A 15,140-nucleotide genomic window follows, 5' to 3' on the forward strand; every position below is an offset into this window, starting at 1 on the left:
GATGACAGATCCCGGAGAGACAGCGTCGCCGGAGCGAGACCGCGAGTGGTACCGGCGGCTCGTCGAGAGATCGGCGGCCGTCACCCTGGTCGTCGACACCGACGGGACGGTGACGTACGCGAGCCCTGCGGTCGACTCCGTTCTCGGTCACGAAGCCGATGGCGTACTCGGTGAAACCCTCGAAGACTTCGTTCACCCCGACGACCGGGAGACGCTCGCCGAGACACTCACGACGCTTGGGGACACCGCGGACTCCCGGACGATCGAGGCCAGGGTGGGGCGGGCCGACGAGTCCTGGGGCTGGCTCGAGATGACGGTACAGGACCACCGCGACGACGAGGTACTCGGCGGCGCCCTCGTCACCGGCCGGGACATCACCGACCGCAAGGAGCGGGAGGCGGACCTGCAGACCACGAAAGAGCGTATGCAGCTGGCGCTCGAGGGGGCGAATCTCGGGATCTGGGACTGGGACATGGAGACCGACGAGGTGCGGCGTGACGAGTTGTTGACCGACATGCTCGGGTACACGCAAGCGGAGATGGGAGATCACCTCCGTGACTGGGAGCGAGTCGTCCACCCGGAGGGCAAGACACGGCACGACGAGGCGTTGGCCGAACACGTCGAGAACCGGACGCCGTACTACCGGTGTGAGTACCGCCTGAAGACGAAGGCGGGTGACTGGAAGTGGGTCCGAACCATGGGCAAAGTCGTCGAGCGCGACGAAGACGGGGAGCCAGTCCGGGCGGTCGGCATCCATCAGGACATCGACGACCGCAAGCGGGCCGAACTGGCACTCCAGGAGGAGCGGGATATGTTCAGAGAGGGGCCGGCGGTCGTCTTCAAGTGGGAAGACGAGGAGGGATGGCCGGTCACGTACGCCTCGGAGAACGTCGAGGACGTGCTGGGGTACACGCCCGAGCAACTCCAGTCCGACACGATGGTCTTTGCCGACATCGTACACGAGGACGACCTGGATCGGGTCGTTCAGGCAGTCGCCGATGCCGCCGGAGAAGAGGGCCGCCATCTCGACATCGAACCCTACCGAGTCCGCACCGCGGACGGTGAGATCCGGTGGGTGAAAGAGTACACTAGGGACCTCCGGGAGGACGGCCAGAACAACCATCTCCTGGGGTATCTCGTCGACGTCACCGAGCAGAAACGACACGAGCGCGAACTCGCGGCCCGCGAGGAGAAGTACCGCAACCTGTTCGAGGACTCTCGCGACGCCCTCATGCTGATGGACCGTGAGGGCTACCGCGACTGCAACGAACAGGCGCTCGACCTGTTCGGCGTCGAGTCGGTCGCGGAGTTCGTCGAGTATACGCCCTGGGCGCTCTCCCCGCCGACACAGCCGGACGGGCGGGGCTCGAAGGACGCGGCACTGAACCGGATCGACGAGGCCTTCGCGGAGGGAGCGGCGTTCTTCGAGTGGACCCACCAGCGTGTCGACGGCAGCGAGTTCCCCGCCGAGGTGAAACTCAGCCGGTTCGAACACGACGGCGAGCCCGTCGTCCACGCGCTGGTACGTGACATCAGCGAGCGCAAAGCACAGAAACGTGCACTGACTGCCCGCGAGGAGAAGTACCGCAACCTGTTCGAGGACACCCGCGACGCTCTCATGTTGCTCGATCGGGACGGCTTTTTCGACTGCAACGAACAGGCACTCGACCTGTTCGGCGTCGAGTCGGTCGCGGAGTTCGTCGAGTATACGCCCTGGGATCTCTCCCCGTCGACACAACCTGACGGGGCCGACTCGAAAGAAGCGGCGCTGGCACACGTCGAGACGGCCTTCGCGGAGGGAGCGGCGTTCTTCGAGTGGACCCACCAGCGTGTCGACGGCAGCGAGTTCCCCGCCGAGGTGAAACTCAGCCGGTTCGAACACGACGGCGAGCCAGCGTTACACGCCCTGGTGCGGGACATCACCGAGCGCAAGGAGTACGAACGGCGACTCGAAGAGCAACGCGACAACCTCGACGTCCTCAATCAGGTCCTCCGGCACGACATCCGCAACGACTTGCAACTGGTGACGGCCTACGCCGAACTGCTCGCCGACGAGTGTGAGGAGCCGACGGAAGAGGAGTACATCGAGACGGTGATGGAGAACGCCGACCACGCGGTCGAACTCACGAAGTCGGCGCGCCAGATGGCCGACGTGATGCTGTCGGCCAAGGAGGACCTCCAGCAGGTCGGCCTCAGAGAGGTCCTCAAAAGCGAGATCGCGGAGGTGCAGTCGAGCTACTCGGAAGCGGTCGTCACGAACGAGGGCACGATTCCATCGGTGGGGGTCCAGGCGAACGATATGCTGGCGTCGGTGTTCCGGAACCTGTTGAAAAACGCCATCCAGCACAACGACAAGGAAGTCCCGAGAGTGAACGTGAGGGCGACCGAGCAACAGGCAGCCGCCGTCGTGCGCGTCGTGGACAACGGCCCGGGCATACCCGACGCCCAGAAAGCGGATATCTTCGGGAAAGGCGAGAAGGGACTCGACAGCGAGGGCACCGGCATCGGCCTGTACCTGGTCAAGACACTCGTCGAGAGTTACGGTGGCGACGTCCGGGTCGAGGACCGGACGGAGCGAGACGCCGCCGCCAGCCCGGCGGGAACCGAGGGTGCCACGTTCGTCGTGGAACTCCCGAAAGCCGAGTGAGCGACTCCGCTTCGATCGCTCTCGGAGAAGGCCTCACTTCTCGTGCCGTCGATCGGACGAGTGGTGTCTCGACGCGTCCGGGTCCCGACCGGCTCGCGACTCCGTCGCCTCCCGATAGGCCGCCGACCGGTGAACGGCGAGTTCGCGGGCCAGTCCGCGATAGATCGTGTACACCATCACCAGAATGACCACCGCGAACGGGAGCCCAGCCGTGACGACGGCAGTCTGGAGTGCATCCAGGCCGTTCCCGACGAGCAGGACGGTCGCGGTCAGGCCGATGATGATCGGCCACAGGACACGCTGGCGGGTCGCGGGGGTCTCGTCGCGGGTCCCGCCGGCGGTCAGGTAACTGACGACCAGCGATCCCGAATCGGCCGACGTGACGAAAAACGTGACCAGGGTCGCCGTGGCGATCAGTGCCGTGAGGAGGGTGAACGGATAGAACGAGAGCATCTGAAACAGCGCGACGCCGCGGCCCTGCTCCTGAAGCGGGCCGACGATGCCGCCACTCCGAACGTGCAGTTCGACGAACAGCGCGGCGCCGTTGAACGCCGCCATCCAGAGCAGGGAAAACAGCGTCGGCACCAGCAGGACACCGGCCACGAATTCGCGGACGGTCCGCCCCTTCGAGATGCGAGCGACGAACAGACCGACGAACGGCGCCCAGCTGATCCAGAACCCCCAGAAGAAGATCGTCCAAGCGTGTTGCCAGCCGGCCGCCGTACCGGCGAAGGCTTCCGTGTAGAAACTCAGTTCGAGGAAGTTCCCCAGGTAGACACCGATTGCGCTGTCGAAGGCGTCGAGGAGGAAGACGGTCGGGCCGGCGACGAAGACGAACAGGAGCAACAGCCCCATCAGGACGACGTTGGCCTTCGCGAGGCGTCTGATACCGTCTTCGAGACCCGCCAAGACCGAGAGGGTCGTACAGCCAACGAGTATCGCGATGACGAGGACCGATGTCCCGATCCCAGCGGGGACGCCCATCGCGACCGTGTTCCGGGCGAGGAAGTCGACGCCAGCGGTGATCTGTATCGCCCCGAGTCCCGTGGTCGTCGCCAGCCCGAATACCGTCGCCACGACGGCCGTGAGGTCGACGACGTGTCCCGGCCAGTCGTAGATCCGGGCACCGAGAACCGGGTAGAAAACCGATCGAAAAGCGAGTGGGAGGTTCCGGTTGTAGGCGAAGAAGGCGAGTCCGAGGCCGACCACGCCGTAGATGGCCCAGGGGTGAAACCCCCAGTGGAACATCGTGATGGCCATCGCTGCACGGCCGGCGGCGGGCGAGCGTGGCGCAGCGTCGAAAAACGACCCGCCGCCCGAGAGGAAGTGGTACATCGGTTCGGCGACGCCGAAGAACAGGAGCCCGATCCCCATCCCGGACGTGAACAGCATCGCCAGCCAGGCCGGCCGGGAGAACTCCGGTTCGGCGTCGGGCCCACCCAGCCTGACGGCACCGAACCGACCGAATCCGAAAACCAGCAACGCGAGCAGAAAGACGTTCACGGCGAGGACGTAGAGCCAGCCGAACCTCGCGTTGACGGCCGCCGAAACGGCCTGGTACGTGTCCGCTGCTTGCTCACCGAGTCCGAGCGTGAGTGCGACGAACGCCACGAGAACGGCCAGCGACAGGGGGAACACGATCCGATGCACGGCGATCCCGAACCGCCTGACGGTGACGTCACTCGGGTCCCGGTCGAAATCGGCGTGGAACAATCGTTCCCGGACCGTCCGTTCGCCCTCGTCCGCCGTGTGATCCGTGTCCCCTGACACGTCTTCCCTCCGTGGGTGGCCGCCGGCCCATTGGCGCACCGGACGAGTCACCCGATCGCTGAACCGGAGCGGACACACAAGTGTGTCCGCTGTGGGAGAAAGTCACATATCGAGAAGATAAAACCCCGGAGTGGTTCGGAGAGCGGAAGCGAGTGTATCGTCGGCCGCCCGTGTGCCGAGCGTCTGACTGATCTTTACGTGACTCGGTGACACAGTTACACGCCCGCGAGATGACTTCCGACACCACACACGCCGCCCCCGGGGGATCGGCCGAAAACCGGGCCGAGGACGGGAACGCGGCCGCGCCGCCGCCCGATCCAGCGGTGCGCCCCACCGCCGGTCGGTTCCCGCGCGCCGACACCGCTCGCCTGCGGGCGACCGAACGCGAGATTCTGCGGACGCGGGTCGCCCTGCTCGAACAGCGCGTCGCCCGGAAAGAACGCGAACTGGACGCGGTGATCGACCGCTACGAGGAGATTCTGACTGCGGAAAACCCCCGTACACACGTCGACGACGGGGCCGTCGAGATCGAGTTCGAGAGCGACGAGTCCGAGCCAGGAGTGGGCACGCGGCTCCGTGACGCGCTGTCCCGACTGTTCTGAAAAATCGAGTGCCGAGTTACTCGTCGTCTTCGGCCGCGCCGTTGAGGCTGATATAGCTCACGTCGATGACCCGCTCGTCGTCGAGGATGGCGTCGAACACCTCGTCGCTCGGCGGGTCGTCGAGGTTGTAGACCGAGAGGGCTTCGCCGCCGATGGTCTCGCGGGCGTTGAACATCGCCGCGATGTTGACGTCGTGGTCGCCGAGCGTCGAGCCGATGAAGCCGATGACGCCGGGCACGTCGTCGTTGCGCGCGACGAGCATGTGGCCGTGGGGAATGGCGTCGACGCGGTAGCCGTCGATCCGAACGATGCGGGGGTCCTCGCCGGCGAACTGGGTCCCACAGACGCTGACCTCGTTTTCGCCGTTGCGGACCGTCACCGTCACCAGGCTCTGGAAGTCCTCGGAGGTGCGGCTCTTGGTCTCGGTCACGTCGATGCCCCGCTCGTCGGCGATCCGGGATGCGTTGACGGCGTTGACCTGCCACTCCAGGGGCTCGAAACAACCCTTCAGGGCGCTTGCCGTCACGAGGTCGAGTTCTTCCTCGGCGATGTCACCCTCGTAGGAGATCTCGACTTCCTCAACACGGTCGTCGAACAGCTGGACGGCGATCTTGCCGGCGGTTTCGGCGAGGTCGATGTAGGGGCGAACGCGGGGGAACGCCGACTCGTCCATCGACGGGGCGTTCAGCGCGTTCATGACTGGCTCGCCGCGGAAGGCGGCCAGCACCTGATCGGCCGTCGCGGTCGCGACGTTTTCCTGTGCGGCCTCCGTGCTCGCGCCGAGGTGGGGCGTGACGATCACGTCGTCCACGTCCAGTAGCGGGTTGTCCTGGTCGACCGGTTCCTCGGCGAACACGTCGATCGCGGCTCCCTTCAGCCGGCCGTCTTCGACGGCCTCGGCGAGCGCGGGTTCGTCGATGATGCCGCCGCGGGCGCAGTTGACGACGTACCCATCGTCCAGTCTGGCGAGTTCCTCCTCGCCGATCATGTTCTCGGTCTCGGGCGTCAGCGGCGTGTGGATCGTGATGAGGTCGGCGCGGTCGAGACACTCCTCCAGGTCGTCCGCGAGGTCGGCCCCGAGCTGGTCGGCCCGCTCCTCGGAGATGTACGGGTCGAAGGCGACGAGGTTCATGCCCAGGCCACCCAGACGCTTGGCGACCTCCTGGCCGACGCGGCCGAGGCCGACGATACCGAGGGTCTTGCCGTTGAGTTCCGTCCCGAGGAACTCGCCTTTGGCCCACTCGCCGCCCCGGAGGCGAGCGTGGGCCTGCGGGATCGAGCGGGCGGTGGCGAAGGTCATCGCGACCGTGTGTTCGGCGGCCGCGCGGACGTTGCCCTCGGGGGCGTTGGCGACGATGACGCCGTGTTCGGTCGCGGCGTCGATGTCGATGTTGTCGACGCCGATGCCGGCGCGGCCGACGATGACGAGGTCGTTCCCGGCGGCGAGCACCTCGTCGGTGACCTCGGTGCCCGAGCGGACGATCAAGGCGTTCGCGTCGGCGACGGCGTCCAGCAGTGCCTCACCCTCCACGTCGTAAGCGGTCTCCACGTCGTGGCCCGCCGCGCGCAGGCGTTGCATCCCCGCGTCGGCGATCGGGTCCGTGACGAGTACCTTCATGATCGATCCATTCCAGCCTGCCGGCATAACCCTTTCTTCATCGGCTCGCGCCGTATCGGGAGCGAGCGCCCGCCACGCGTGGGATTCGTCCGCACGATCGCCCGAGTGCAGGCGGCCGGATCGACGGTCACGGCTCGACGTTTGGAGAGGGTTGATATACCGGGCGTCCCTGAGCGGTGGTGTGAGCGACGGGACCGACACGCCGCTCGACCCAGCGGCGCTCCCGACGGGGGAGAGTGTGCTGATCGCTGGACCGGCGATGACTGGCAAGCGCCGGCTGTTGTTCGACCTGGTGGGGGCCAGTCCGGACCGGGCCGCCCTGCTCGTCACGACCAAACGCGGGGCCGACCGCTTTCGGGGGAGCTTTCTGACGGGCCGTGATCCCGACGACTGGACCATCCGGTCGGTCGACTGCGTCTCCCGGAACCGGGGATTCACCCAGCACCGGGACAGCGACAGCGTGAAGTACGTCACCAGCGCCGGCGACCTCACGGGTGTCGGGATCGCCGCCACGGGCTTTCTGCGGGAGTTCTACCACGCCGACCGCGAGGCCCGTGTCGGCCTGCACTCGCTGTCGACGATGCTGATGTACGCGGACCTCCGGCGGGTCTACCAGTTCGCCCACGTCATGACCGGGCGCATCGAGTCGTCGGGCTTCGCCGGCGCGTTCACGCTCGATACGACCGCGCGCAACACCGAGTCACTGGACGTGTTGACCCAGGTGTTCGACGCGCTGGTCGAGGTGCGCGACGAGGGGGACGGTCCGGAACTCAAAGTCAGGGGCGGCGACTTCGGCCCCCGGACGTGGACGACGTTCTGATCGGCTACTCCAGGTGTTCGTGTACGAGATCGACCAGCGGCGCCTCCGTCCGGTCGAAAGTGAACACGATCCCCGACCACTCCCGGTAGGGGAAGTGTGACACCAGGACGTTGTCGTAGAACCGCATCGTCGCGTCGAGCGTCCCGAAATCGAACAGCGCGCCCTCCTGTGGTGGATCGCTCAACCCCTTCATGATGAGCGTCTCGGCCCGTTCCTCGCGTTCGGCGGTCGAGAGCGTCTCGGCCACGTCCTCGCGGAGAAAGAGGACGTCGTAGTCGTCGGCGGTGTACCGGATCGCGGAGCGAAGTGAGGCGTCGGACTCGGCTTGCAGATCGTCGATGAGGTCGCGAACGTCCTCGTCGACGCCGTCGAGTTCGCCCTCGTCGATCGCCGCCATCTCGTCCGAGGGGGCATCGAGGTCGTCCGGCGGGGTGTCGGCCATGCCGCGTACGTGGTCACGCGCGGACATAAAGCACAGGGGACGGTTCAGGGTCGACGGGCCCGGTCGGCCCGACGGGTCGGCGATCGACGGAAACCACCGCGTTTGAAGCCCCCGGCCGCGAACGGGGGAGTATGACACTCGTCGCCTTCGACTTCGACGGGACGCTCTCGGACTCCGAGATGACCGTGCTGCTGGGTGAGCAGTGTGGGGTTGCCGACCAGATGGAGGAGATCACCCAGCGGGCGATGAACGACGAGATCGGCTACGCCGAGAGCCTCCGCAGTCGGTGTGACCTGCTGGAGGGACTCGCCCAGGATAAGGCCGAAGCCGCCTTCGACCAGGTCGTCCTCCGGGAGGACGCCGCCATGGTCATCGAGAACCTCAACGAGGCCGGCATTCACACCGCCATCCTGACCGGCGGGTTCGAGCGCGGCGTCGAGCGCGCCCTCGAGAAGGCCGACGTGACCGTCGACTCCATCGTCGCGAACCGACTTCCCATCGAGGACGGCGAACTGACGGGTGAGGTCGAGGGCCCGCTCATCGAGGGGACCAAAGACGACGCCCTCGAGGACCTGGCCGGGACGGTCGGCGTCGACATGGCCGACACCATCGCCGTCGGCGACGGGGCCAACGATATGCCGATGCTGGAAGTCGCGGGCCTGTCGGTCGGGTTCGACCCGAAACCGGCCGTCGAACCCGCGTGTGACACGATCGTCCTCTCGATGGCCGAACTCCACGGCCTGCTCGAAGCCGAAGGCGTCCTCTAACGGTCGCGCTCGGCGACAAGCGCCAGGAGCGTCCCGATCTCCGACAAACATCCTTCCCCACCGAACCGCATTTCAATTTACGTCATATTAGCCGGTGGCCTTTTATGTAGGCGGCGTATACCGCTACTGTCTTGAGTGTGAGTCTGTTTCCCACGCGCCAGTGGCTCGACGCATACCGGCATGAGATCAACGAGAGCACCGCCCTGGACGACGTCGGTGTCGGCTGGGGAGTGGGATCGAACGGTGACGTGCTGATCGTCGTCGAGGACCTGCCGCTTTCGGCGACGCGGCTCGGGGACCTGCCCGACGTGGTGTTCGACGGCGTGCCGGAGGCCGTGGAGGAAGATCTCGTAGACGTGACACTCGACGACGCGCCGGAGCTGATGGATCGGACGGTCCGTCAGCACTTCCCGCCGGTGGCTCAGCGCCTCCTCGATCAACTCGAAACCTGCGTCGTCGACGGGAACATCTACTGTTACATCGGGCTGGAGAACGGCAACTGTCCCGCGGTCGAGATCCTGCAGGATCCCGGAGAGCGCGAGGTCGGCGCGGTACTCGAAGCGCCCTGGAACGTCTGGCAGGGAATCATCGATGGGCGGCCGGCGACCTCGGCGGTACTGAGCGGTGACCTGTCCGTCGAGACCGACGGGCCGCTGGGTCCACAGACCCTGACGATACTGCAGTTGCTCGGCGACGTGGCCGCCGACGTGGAGACGACGTTCCTGTTCGAGCAACCGCGCCGGTCGATGCCCGATCTGGTCCTCGACGAAGCAGTGCGGCAACCGGCCGCCGTCCAGAAGCTAGCTTACCGACAGGCCGCGTTGACCAGTCGGCTGTTCAGTCTCTTCTAGGTCGACTGGGCGATGGCCTGATCGAGGTCGGCTTTGATGTCCTCGACGCCCTCCAGACCCACGGAGAGCCGGATCAGGTCGTCGGTGACGCCTGCGGCTTCTTTCTCCTCGTCGGTGAGTTGCTGGTGGGTCGTGCTGGCGGGATGGATGATGAGCGTCTTGGCGTCGCCGACGTTGGCCAGCAGGCTGGCGACCTCGGTGGACTCGACGGTGCCGCGAGCGGCATCGTAGCCGTCTTCCAGTCCGAACGTGATCATGCCGCCGTACCCCCCGTCGAGGTACTCGCTGGCGTTGTCGTGGGTCTCGTGATCCTCGAGTCCGGGGTAGGTAACCCACGAGACCTCGGGGTGGTCCTGGAGGAACTCCGCGACGGCCATCGCGTTCTCACAGTGGGCGCTCATGCGCTGGGGGAGCGTCTCGACGCCCTGGAGGGTCTGCCAGGCGTCGAAGGGTGACTGCTGGTTGCCCAGGTCACGCAGCCCGCGGGCGATCGCGGTGTAAGTGAACGCCTGCTCGCCCATCGCCTCGGCGAAGTTGACGCCGTGGTAGGCGGGGTTGTCCTTGGCGATCTCGGGGTAGTCCTCGGCGTGGGCGCTCCAGTCGAAGTTCCCCCCGTCGACGACGACGCCGCCGACGGTCGTGCCGTGGCCGTGGATCCACTTGGTGGTGGAGTTCCAGACGAGGTTCGCGCCGTGCTCGATGGGATTGCACAGGTACGGTGTCGCGAAGGTGTTGTCCATGAACAGCGGGATGCCGTGATCGTCGGCGATGTCGGCCAGGCGATCGATGTCCGGCGTCACCAGCGCCGGGTTGCCGATGGTCTCGCAGTGGATGTACTTCGTGTTCTCGTCGATGGCTTCCTCGTAGGCCTCGTAGTCGAGGGTGTCGACGAAGCGAGCCTCGACGCCCTGCCGGGGGAGCGTGTGGGTGTAGTAGGTGTAGGTCCCCCCATAGAGCGAGGAGGCGGTGACGATGTTGTCGCCGGCGTCGGCCAGCACGAAGTCGGTGAGGTTCAGCGCCGCCATCCCCGAGGACGTGGCGACCGCGCCGACGCCGCCCTCCAGCGCCGCGATACGCTCCTGCAGGGTCTCGACGGTCGGGTTCATCAGCCGCGAGTAGATGTAGCCCGGTTTCGCCAGCGCGAACTGGTCGGCGGCGTCCTCGGCGTCCTCGAACACGTAACTCGTGGTCTGGTAGATCGGCGGTGCGCGCGCCCCCGTGGCCGGGTCGGGGTCTTCCTGGCCGACGTGGAGCGACTGCGTCTCGATCTGATCGTCGTCTTCTGTCATGGCTGAGGGAGGGGTTCTCACGCCCCGGAGAAATAGCTGTCCACTCGGGGGGACAGCGGCCGAATACGTTCGCAACAGGGCCCGGAGCCCTCGTGTGGACAGGTTCATATTCACCCACCGAGACGTGCGTGGTGATGAGTGGTCGCGTCGGTCGAACCGGAAGTGTCGTACTCGAACGACTCAGCGACAATCCACTCGCAGTCGCCGGGTTCGTCGCCGCTCTCGGAGCCGCCGTGATCGTCCTCGCGGCGGCCAGCGAACGGAGCGGCGCGGCGCTGACCGACCCCGCGCAGGCGGCGATGGTACTCGCTGCCGTGCCGGACGTGGCGATCGCGCAACCGGCCTACGTCGCGGCGTTTCTGGTTGGCGTGGCCGCGACCGTCTACGCGCGGTGAGTGGGGGCCGAGAGTATCCGGCCGAACAAGATTAAGTGCCGGGGCGCGCTATCTACGGACAGGATGCGGGAGCCGTCGAAACCGGTCACGGACGCCATCGAAACGGCACTCGAAGAGGCTCCCGTGACGCTCGGTGTCCTCTACGGTTCTCACGCCAGAGGGGAGGCCAGCGAGCGAAGCGACGTGGACCTCGCCGTCGCGTTCGCGGACGGACTCTCCTCGGCCGAGAGAACCCGCGCTCGACTCGAAGTGATCGAACGACTGAGCGCGGCGCTGGGCACCGACGACGTGGACGTGACACCGCTCGCTACGGCACCGCCGGAACTCCGACGGGAAATCTGTGCCGACGGCGTCGTCCTCGTCGGCCCCGCGGCGGATTTCGAGAGGTACTGTGACGACGCTTCGAGAGAGGATTCACACACGGACCGTCTCGCCGAATTCGAGGACCTCCTCACCGAAATCGAGCGGGTCGTCTGAGCATGGACGAGCGAACCGAGCGGCGGATTCTCGACAAGGCACGGTACGTCCGCGACGCCGTGACGGTCCTGGCCGAAAAACGGGACGGCCTCTCCTTCGAGGAGTACCGGGAGAGTCGTGAACAGCGTGACGTGGTCGAGCGGGAGTTCGAAACCGCAATCGAAGCCTGTATCGACATCGGTGAACTGTTGCTCAAAGCCACGGAGACAGGCGTGCCGGAGACGAACGCCGCGGTGTTCCGAGCCCTCGGACGCGAGGGCGTTCTCTCCGACGAACTGGCGACCCGGATGGCCCAGGCTGCCGGATTCCGGAACGTCCTCTCACACCAGTACGGCGACGAAATCGACGACAGAGACGTGTACAACTTCCTCCAGCACGACTTGCCGCTCTTCCGGTCGTATCTCCAGGCGGTCAGAGCGGTGCTCAAACGGTAGTGAACTGGATCAGGAGAACAGACTCGTGTGGACGGGCGCGAACTGACTCTCGTCCTCGTCGTCCTCGGCGGTGTCGGTGATCGCCGTCCCGTCGATGCCCTCGCCGAGGAAGTCCGACAGGGGCGGGCCGACCTTCTCCGGTTCGACCAGGAAGGCGTCGTGGCCGTGGTCGGACTCGATGACGTGGTGGGCGACCGGGGTGTCGAGGTCGCGGAAGGACTCGGCGACCTGTTCGGACTGTTCGGTCGTGAAGTGCCAGTCGCCGGTGAACGATATCAGCAGGGCCTCGCCCTCGAAGGCGCTGAGGGCGTCGGCGTCGTCCTCGAAGCCCGCGGCGAGGTCGTAGTTGTCCATCGACCGGGTGAGATAGAGGTAGGCGTTGGCGTCGAACCGCTCGACGAACTTCTCGGCCTGGTAGTCGAGGTACGACTCCACGTCCCGGTAGGGGAAGAACGTGCCCGCGGGGTCGACGGGGAAGGTCCGCATGGCGTCCCGCCCCGCCGCACGGCGGCCGAACTTCTGTTCCATGGAGGCCTTCGAGAGGTACATGATGTGCCCGATCTGGCGGGCCAGCGCCAGGCCCTCGGTCGGTTCGTCGTCGGTGCCGTAGTAGTCGCCGCCCTGCCAGGCGTCGTCGGTGGTGATCGCCCGGCGGGCGACGGCGTCCAGCGCGAGACACTGCGGGTCGAGGCGGGCGGCGGCGGCGATGGACACCACGCGCTCGACGTGGTCGGGGTGGCGTTTCGCCCAGTCCAGGGCGTTCATGCCGCCGACGCTGCCGCCGACGACCGCGTGGAGGTGTGGGATCCCGAGCTCGTCCAGCAGGCGGCGCTGGGCCTCGGTCCAGTCGCCGACCGTAACGGCGGGGAAGTCCGTGCCGTAGGGTTCGCCGGTCTCGGGGTTCTCGCTGGCCGGGCCGGTGGAGCCGTAGCAGGACCCGGGGACGTTGGCACAGACGACGTAGTACTCGGTGGTGTCGATGGCCTTCCCCGGGCCGACGATGTCGTCCCACCAGGCGCGGGCCTGGCCGCTGGTGTCTTTGCCCGTCCGGTGGCCGGCGACGTGTGAACTGCCGGTCAGGGCGTGACAGACCAGCACCGCGTTCTCGCCGGTGAACTCGCCGTAGGCCTCGTAGGCGATCTCCAGGTCGGGGATCGACTCCCCGCACTCGAACTCGAACTCGCCGACCGAGACCGTGTCGCGTTCGACCTCCATGTTATGTCGCCGTCCCGATAGCTTGGTCGAGGTCGGCCTTGATATCTTCGACGTCCTCGATACCGACCGACAGTCGCAGGAGGTCGGGCGTGACGCCGCTTTTGCGCTGTTCGTCCTCTGTCAACTGCGCGTGGGTGGTGCTGGCGGGGTGGACGACGAGCGTCTTGGCGTCCCCGACGTTGGCGAGGAACTGGCCGAGTTCGACGGCCTCGCACACGTCGCGACCGGCCTCGTAGCCGTCCTCCAGCCCGAAGGCGATCATGCCGCCGTAGCCGCCGTCGAGGTACTTCGAGGCGTTGTCGTGGGTCTCGTGGCTCTCCAGGCCCGGGTAGGTGACCCACGAGACCTCCGGGTGGTCGACGAGGTGCTCCGCGACGGCCATCGCGTTCTCGCAGTGGCGCTCCATCCGGACGGCGAGGGTCTCCGAGCCCTGGAGCGTCTGCCAGGCGTCGAAGGGCTTCTGCCCGTCGCCGAGCACGCGGAGGGCGCGATAGCGGGCGGCGGCGGCGAAGGCGCGGTCGCCGAAGTGCTCGCTAAACGTCGTCCCGTCGAACGCGGGGTTCGGTCCGCCGAGCTCGGGGTACTTCTCGGGGAACTCACCCCACGGGAACGAGCCACCGTCGACGAGGACGCCGCCGACGGTCGTGCCCGACCCGTGGATCCATTTCGTCGTCGACTCCCAGACGATGTCCGCGCCGTGGTCGAGCGGATTACAGAGCGCGGGCGTCCCGAAGGTGTTGTCGACGAACAGCGGCACGTCGTTGGCCTCACAGACCGCAGCCAGTTCGTCGAAATCCGGCGTGACGAGGGCGGGGTTGCCGATGGTCTCACAGTGGACGTAGGCGGTCGACTCGTCGATGGCGTCGTCGTAGGCCGCGTAGTTCAGCGTGTCGACGAAGCGGGCCTCGACGCCGCGCCGGCGGGCGTTGTGCGAGAGGTAGGTGTGGGTCCCGCCGTAGATAGAGGAGGCCGAGACCACGTTGTCGCCGGCCCCGGCCAGCACCGACGTGGCGGCGTCCAGCGCCGCCATCCCGGCACCGGTGGCGACGGCGTCGGCCCCGTTCTCCAGCGACGCGAGGCGCTCCTCCAGCATCTGGACCGTCGGATTGTGAAACCGCGAGTAGATGTTGCCCTCGCCCTCCAGCGCGAACAGGTCCGCCGCGTGGTCCGCGTCCTCGAAGACGTAGGACGTAGTCTGATAGATCGGCGGCGCGCGTGCCCCCGTCGCCGGATCGGGCTCCTCCTGCCCGGCGTGGACACAGCGCGTCCCGAACCGTCGCGTGTCGTTGGTCATGTACCACACTCATATATCCCAAGCCATCTATAACCGAGAGTTACGGCAATATTTCTGTGAGTGTTCGTGTCACACACACACACCAGTGTGCGGCCGTAAGCTCGGGAGCGGCGCGCGGAGAAGGATCGTCAGGCGTCCGCGTCGTTCGTCGGTGTGGTGGTCCCAGTCGGGGTGGCGGTCACGTTGTCGGTCGGCGTGGTCGGGGTCGCCGATCCGTTCGGTGCGGGCTCGTTCCCGCAGGGGTCTTCTTCGGCAATCTCGTCGATGGCCAGTTCGGCCAGTTTCCGGCCGGTGAGGACGAAGCCGTCGTCTTCGCTCACGTTCTTCCGGGACTCCTCGTAGTCCGAGGCGTTCGTCCGGTTCTGGAGACGCTCTTTCGAGATGTTCTCGGTCTTGTTCACGGACTCACACTGGCTCGAACCGACCGCACCGGACGCCACCGCGATTCCAGTACCGGCGACGATCGCGAGCACCACCATCAGGAGTGTACGTTTTCGGACCATCGGTGTCGGGGACCTC

Annotated in this window: 15 protein-coding genes; 8 read left to right on the plus strand and 7 right to left on the minus strand. The window is 66.6% G+C overall.

From position 1 onward, the window contains the following. Position 1: 1 nt before the first annotated feature. On the plus strand, positions 2 to 2,647 hold the full coding sequence (locus BMX17_RS04210) for a PAS domain S-box protein (RefSeq protein WP_092657991.1): 2,646 nt from the start codon (positions 2 to 4) through the stop codon (positions 2,645 to 2,647). A gap of 33 nt (positions 2,648 to 2,680) precedes the next feature. On the opposite strand, the gene BMX17_RS04215 is transcribed toward BMX17_RS04210, so the two are convergent. After that, positions 2,681 to 4,417 (minus strand): BCCT family transporter, encoded by a 1,737-nt coding sequence (locus tag BMX17_RS04215; protein ID WP_244514931.1) that lies wholly within the window; start codon positions 4,415 to 4,417, stop codon positions 2,681 to 2,683. A gap of 206 nt (positions 4,418 to 4,623) precedes the next feature. Between BMX17_RS04215 and BMX17_RS04220 the strand changes: the two genes are divergently transcribed. After that, positions 4,624 to 5,019, plus strand: coding sequence for a hypothetical protein (locus BMX17_RS04220; protein ID WP_139203422.1), 396 nt, complete (start codon positions 4,624 to 4,626; stop codon positions 5,017 to 5,019). Between the two features lie 16 nt (positions 5,020 to 5,035). Here BMX17_RS04220 and serA read toward each other — a convergent pair whose 3' ends face one another. Then, positions 5,036 to 6,637 carry a phosphoglycerate dehydrogenase gene (gene serA, locus BMX17_RS04225; protein ID WP_092657995.1) on the minus strand — a complete coding sequence of 534 codons (1,602 nt, stop codon included), beginning with the start codon at positions 6,635 to 6,637 and terminating at the stop codon, positions 5,036 to 5,038. A gap of 181 nt (positions 6,638 to 6,818) precedes the next feature. On the opposite strand from serA, the gene BMX17_RS04230 reads away from it, so the two are divergent. Further along, positions 6,819 to 7,457, plus strand: coding sequence for a DUF7504 family protein (locus BMX17_RS04230; RefSeq protein WP_092657997.1), 639 nt, complete (start codon positions 6,819 to 6,821; stop codon positions 7,455 to 7,457). Between the two features lie 4 nt (positions 7,458 to 7,461). On the opposite strand, the gene BMX17_RS04235 is transcribed toward BMX17_RS04230, so the two are convergent. After that, on the minus strand, positions 7,462 to 7,899 hold the full coding sequence (locus tag BMX17_RS04235; protein ID WP_092657999.1) for a DUF7522 family protein: 438 nt from the start codon (positions 7,897 to 7,899) through the stop codon (positions 7,462 to 7,464). Positions 7,900 to 8,030: 131 nt separating this feature from the next. Between BMX17_RS04235 and serB the strand changes: the two genes are divergently transcribed. Both serB and BMX17_RS04245 read left to right on the plus strand, forming a co-directional pair. Next, the gene (gene serB / locus BMX17_RS04240; protein WP_092658001.1) at positions 8,031 to 8,666 is read left to right on the plus strand and encodes a phosphoserine phosphatase SerB; all 636 of its coding nucleotides are present in this window, start codon (positions 8,031 to 8,033) and stop codon (positions 8,664 to 8,666) included. Between the two features lie 137 nt (positions 8,667 to 8,803). After that, positions 8,804 to 9,517 (plus strand): hypothetical protein, encoded by a 714-nt coding sequence (locus BMX17_RS04245; RefSeq protein WP_092658003.1) that lies wholly within the window; start codon positions 8,804 to 8,806, stop codon positions 9,515 to 9,517. Here the strand turns inward: BMX17_RS04245 and BMX17_RS04250 are convergent. Further along, entirely contained in the window at positions 9,514 to 10,806 is a 1,293-nt protein-coding gene (locus BMX17_RS04250) for an O-acetylhomoserine aminocarboxypropyltransferase/cysteine synthase family protein (protein WP_092658005.1), read from the minus strand. The two genes, BMX17_RS04245 and BMX17_RS04250, sit on opposite strands and share 4 nt — an antisense overlap. Before the next feature lie 134 nt (positions 10,807 to 10,940). Here BMX17_RS04250 and BMX17_RS04255 point away from each other — a divergent pair, with 134 nt between their 5' ends. The 3 genes from BMX17_RS04255 to hepT all read left to right on the plus strand — a co-directional run bounded on the left by BMX17_RS04255 (position 10,941) and on the right by hepT (position 12,112). Beyond that, positions 10,941 to 11,201 carry a hypothetical protein gene (locus BMX17_RS04255; protein WP_092658007.1) on the plus strand — a complete coding sequence of 87 codons (261 nt, stop codon included), beginning with the start codon at positions 10,941 to 10,943 and terminating at the stop codon, positions 11,199 to 11,201. 63 nt (positions 11,202 to 11,264) lie between these two features. Further along, entirely contained in the window at positions 11,265 to 11,678 is a 414-nt protein-coding gene (gene mntA, locus BMX17_RS04260; RefSeq protein ID WP_092658009.1) for a type VII toxin-antitoxin system MntA family adenylyltransferase antitoxin, read from the plus strand. A gap of 2 nt (positions 11,679 to 11,680) precedes the next feature. Continuing rightward, complete coding sequence (gene hepT, locus BMX17_RS04265; RefSeq protein ID WP_092658011.1) at positions 11,681 to 12,112, plus strand: type VII toxin-antitoxin system HepT family RNase toxin; 432 nt, start codon at positions 11,681 to 11,683, stop codon at positions 12,110 to 12,112. Positions 12,113 to 12,121: 9 nt separating this feature from the next. On the opposite strand, the gene metX is transcribed toward hepT, so the two are convergent. The 3 genes from metX to BMX17_RS04280 all read right to left on the minus strand — a co-directional run bounded on the left by metX (position 12,122) and on the right by BMX17_RS04280 (position 15,124). Beyond that, a complete protein-coding gene (metX, locus tag BMX17_RS04270; RefSeq protein WP_092658013.1) occupies positions 12,122 to 13,327 on the minus strand; it encodes a homoserine O-acetyltransferase MetX in 1,206 nt (401 codons plus the stop codon). A 1-nt stretch (position 13,328) separates the two neighbouring features. Next, positions 13,329 to 14,621, minus strand: coding sequence for an O-acetylhomoserine aminocarboxypropyltransferase/cysteine synthase family protein (locus BMX17_RS04275; RefSeq protein WP_092658015.1), 1,293 nt, complete (start codon positions 14,619 to 14,621; stop codon positions 13,329 to 13,331). Between the two features lie 128 nt (positions 14,622 to 14,749). Beyond that, positions 14,750 to 15,124 carry a hypothetical protein gene (locus tag BMX17_RS04280; RefSeq protein WP_139203423.1) on the minus strand — a complete coding sequence of 125 codons (375 nt, stop codon included), beginning with the start codon at positions 15,122 to 15,124 and terminating at the stop codon, positions 14,750 to 14,752. Positions 15,125 to 15,140 lie beyond the last annotated feature (16 nt).

It is taken from the genome of Halorientalis persicus, assembly GCF_900110215.1.
In the GTDB taxonomy this organism is placed as follows: domain Archaea; phylum Halobacteriota; class Halobacteria; order Halobacteriales; family Haloarculaceae; genus Halorientalis; species Halorientalis persica.

Excerpts from the sequence above, each read along its gene's own strand:
- metX (WP_092658013.1), bottom strand. The coding sequence starts at position 13,327 with ATGGAGGTCGAACGCGACACGGTCTCGGTCGGCGAGTTCGAGTTCGAG.
- BMX17_RS04275 (WP_092658015.1), bottom strand. The coding sequence starts at position 14,621 with ATGACCAACGACACGCGACGGTTCGGGACGCGCTGTGTCCACGCCGGG.
- serB (WP_092658001.1), top strand. The coding sequence starts at position 8,031 with ATGACACTCGTCGCCTTCGACTTCGACGGGACGCTCTCGGACTCCGAG.
- BMX17_RS04250 (WP_092658005.1), bottom strand. The coding sequence starts at position 10,806 with ATGACAGAAGACGACGATCAGATCGAGACGCAGTCGCTCCACGTCGGC.
- mntA (WP_092658009.1), top strand. The coding sequence starts at position 11,265 with ATGCGGGAGCCGTCGAAACCGGTCACGGACGCCATCGAAACGGCACTC.
- BMX17_RS04255 (WP_092658007.1), top strand. The coding sequence starts at position 10,941 with ATGAGTGGTCGCGTCGGTCGAACCGGAAGTGTCGTACTCGAACGACTC.
- BMX17_RS04235 (WP_092657999.1), bottom strand. The coding sequence starts at position 7,899 with ATGGCCGACACCCCGCCGGACGACCTCGATGCCCCCTCGGACGAGATG.
- hepT (WP_092658011.1), top strand. The coding sequence starts at position 11,681 with ATGGACGAGCGAACCGAGCGGCGGATTCTCGACAAGGCACGGTACGTC.
- serA (WP_092657995.1), bottom strand. The coding sequence starts at position 6,637 with ATGAAGGTACTCGTCACGGACCCGATCGCCGACGCGGGGATGCAACGC.
- BMX17_RS04210 (WP_092657991.1), top strand. The coding sequence starts at position 2 with ATGACAGATCCCGGAGAGACAGCGTCGCCGGAGCGAGACCGCGAGTGG.
- BMX17_RS04280 (WP_139203423.1), bottom strand. The coding sequence starts at position 15,124 with ATGGTCCGAAAACGTACACTCCTGATGGTGGTGCTCGCGATCGTCGCC.